The following is a 2,024-nucleotide window of genomic DNA, read 5'->3' as shown; positions in this document are numbered from 1 at the left end:
TCAAGCTCAATGCGGGCGGCGGCGCAGGCTCCGGCTCCGGCTGGGCGGGGAAAATACCGATTGATCCTAAAATGTTGCAGTCGGTATCAGTCTTTCGAACGACTGAATTTCAAAAGAGTGCCCTACGTTTTGCAGCAGAGCATGCGAATTTCTTTATGAGTGAACAGTTTATGGGGGCACAATATGTCATTAAGGATGCCCAAGAAAATACTGTTTTATCTGGACGTATCAGTGAGGATGGCAAACTTCCCTCATATATACATGATGGCTCCCCGCAAGAAATGACTCTCTATCTTGGTGCATTAACATGGACAAGCCAAGAGTTGCCATGGGAGGACGTTCTCGAGGAGGATGAACCAGATGATGATGAGTGGAGTGAACTTGATGAACATTATCTGGCAATGCTGGGTGACGATAGTAGTAGTTTACTGACTGCTTGGGATCATGATGAAATTTTTAAAGAGGTTTGAGCGATGACTAAGTGGATTGCTTGCCTGTATGATGGAAAAACAAAAACAGCTCAATATGAGGGGGCCAAAGGTGCCTGCCTGTTAAGAACGGGGGGGACTTTGCCTTGGCGCACTAATAATCCTGGCAATCTCAGGCCCAGAATGGTTAATGGAAAACCTCAACCTAAGAAAGTTACGAGTCATATCGGGTTCGCAAAGACAGAGAGTAATGGTTTTTTTCTTATCTTTCCTAGTTATGAAGTAGGATTTGCAGAGTTAAAGAAAAATTTGCTTCGTATGCATGGTGATAAAACCGTAGAAAATGGAATCAGAGCGTATGCTCCGTCTCATGAGAACAATACATCGAAATATATATCTGATCTAGAAAAGCTATCAGGTGTTTCTCGTTCAAAAATCATAAATAGATTAAGTGTTTCCGAGCTTGATGATGTTGCCCATGCTATAGAGGTTATTGAGGGATACCACAATAATAAAGATGATCGTAAGGAGGTAATAACAAAGCTTAGCAATGTAATTGTAAGTGATGGCTCCAGACCTATTTCAGGTCAAGTTGTAGTTTTGAAAAGTGGTGATGTTCAGAAAGAATTTATTACAGATGAACGTGGTTTGGTACCTCCTATACCTCATATTGTATTTACATGTACAATAAACGTATGTGTTCCTAATCCTATTGATGGCTCCATGAAGGAAATTGCCATTATTGAGCCTAGTGGTCCGGCAAAAAATGTTTTAGCTGTTTTTGATGGTATTGTTGCAAAAACAAAAACTATGCCTTTAGATCCCCCAGTAGGGCAGCCATTACCTGAACGTAAAAAATTTCAGTATACAATAAAGTCAGGGGATACCCTATGGCATCTTGCCAAGAAATATAAAACCAATGTTGATGCTATAGTGAAAGCCAACAATATAAAGGACCCTGCTAGAGTCTACCCAGGGACCAAGATATGGATATTGCCAAAAGCTAATAATAGCACTGAACTAATTAGCGCTCAGTCTACAGTGCCAAAAAAAATCCAATCTAAACCGGCTGTATCTACAAGTACAGGCGCTGGGAAAAAGCCTAACAAAGCGGTAGCAACTGTGGTTGTTGAAACTACGAGGGATAGTAAAGGCAAGCCCTTAGCTACGATACCAATGAGTGAGGAAGAGGTACCTTGGATGGGTATTGCTATTAGAGAGGCAAAAAAATGGCATGGTACCAAAGAAAAAAACATAACTGATAATTATCATGCTTTAACTGGCAATGCGTGGATTAAGAGTTTGTCTGGTACTAGTAATGCTTGGTGCGCTTCTTTTGTTAGCTATTGTCTACAAGAAGCAGGCTATGCAAAACCAAAAAATTCTCAGAGGGCTAAGTCTTTTCTTGAAGATACTTCGAGGTTTGTAGAGATAAAAGAACCTATATATGGCTGTGTTGCATGTAGTCGATCACATGTGACTTTTTATTATTGTGATGGTGCTAATGGGTTTATAATAGGGTTGGGTGGTAATCAAGGGGATACTATTAAGTTTTCGAATTTTGAAGGAATGAGGTATGTTGTGCCTGTTTCATAT

General features: G+C 40.5%; 1 protein-coding gene and 1 pseudogene. Both read left to right on the top strand.

From position 1 onward, the window contains the following. Positions 1-470: pseudogene (locus tag AAC083_RS12665) on the top strand (type VI secretion system tip protein VgrG); the annotation flags it as partial. A 3-nt stretch (positions 471-473) separates the two neighbouring features. Next, positions 474-2,024 (top strand): TIGR02594 family protein (locus AAC083_RS12660; RefSeq protein WP_146181668.1); only part of this gene is annotated, 1,551 nt, incomplete at its 3' end.

The sequence above is a fragment of the Aeromonas sp. HMWF014 genome, from assembly GCF_963878295.1.
GTDB lineage: Bacteria > Pseudomonadota > Gammaproteobacteria > Enterobacterales > Aeromonadaceae > Aeromonas > Aeromonas popoffii.
This window is presented reverse-complemented; position numbering and strand designations above follow the sequence as displayed.